Source organism: Streptomyces pseudogriseolus, from assembly GCA_002154585.1.
Classification (GTDB): Bacteria; Actinomycetota; Actinomycetes; order Streptomycetales; family Streptomycetaceae; genus Streptomyces; species Streptomyces pseudogriseolus.
The window spans coordinates 1-839 of record MUNG01000449.1 but is presented as its reverse complement, the minus strand read 5'-3'; the positions used below and the strand labels follow the sequence as shown (position 1 = coordinate 839).

The window sequence follows — 839 nt, the reverse complement described above, 5'->3', positions numbered from 1 at the left end:
CGGTGATCGCGTCCTCGCCCAGCTCCTCGTGCGCCCCCGCCTCCCGCGACAGCACCAGCGCGCAGCCCGTGTCGGAGACCAGCGGGACCTCCTTGGCGACCAGGTTCATGCCGTCGCGGATGGGGTTGACGAGGGCCACGTCGGCGAGCCGGTACGCGGCGAGGGAGCGGGCGAAGTCGTCCTTGAGGTGGAGCAGGACCGGGCGCCAGCCCGGGGTGCCGTACCGCTCGTTGATCTCCTCCGCGACCCGCGCCACCTCGGCCGTGTAGTCGCGGTACACGGCGAGGTCCTGCCGGGACGGGTAGGCGAAGGCGACGTGCACGACCCGCTCGCGCCACTCGGGGTGGTCGTCGAGGAGCTGCCGGTACGCCAGCAGACCCCGCACGATGTTCTTGGACAGCTCGGTGCGGTCCACCCGGACGATGGTCCGGCGGCCCTCGCCGATCTCCTCCCGCAGCGTGACGATCCGCTCCTCGACGTCCCGTTCGTGCGAGCGGACGCGCAGGAAGTCCGCGTCGGCGCCCAGGCCGTGCACCCCGATCCGGGTGTCGCCGAGCCCGCCGGCGAACCGCTCGCAGCACGCGGTGAACGCGTCCGCCCAGCGGCGGGTGAGGAAGCCGAGCCGGTCGGCACCGAGCATCCCGCGCAGCACCTGCCGGGCGATGTCGTCGGGCAGCATCGCGAAGTACTCGGGCGGCGCCCACGGCGTGTGCGAGAAGTGCCCGATGCGCAGGTCGGGGCGGAGTTCGCGGAGCATGCCGGGGACCAGGGTCAGGTGGTAGTCCTGCACCAGGACGGCCGCGCCCTCGGCGGCCTCCTCGGCCAGCGCCTCGGCGAAC

Annotated in this window: 1 protein-coding gene; it reads right to left on the bottom strand. The window is 73.5% G+C overall.

Annotated elements, in window-relative coordinates; translation table 11 throughout:
- The coding region (locus CCN29_RS30670; protein WP_143661416.1) for an alpha,alpha-trehalose-phosphate synthase (UDP-forming) at window positions 1–839 on the bottom strand (839 nt) is incomplete at both ends.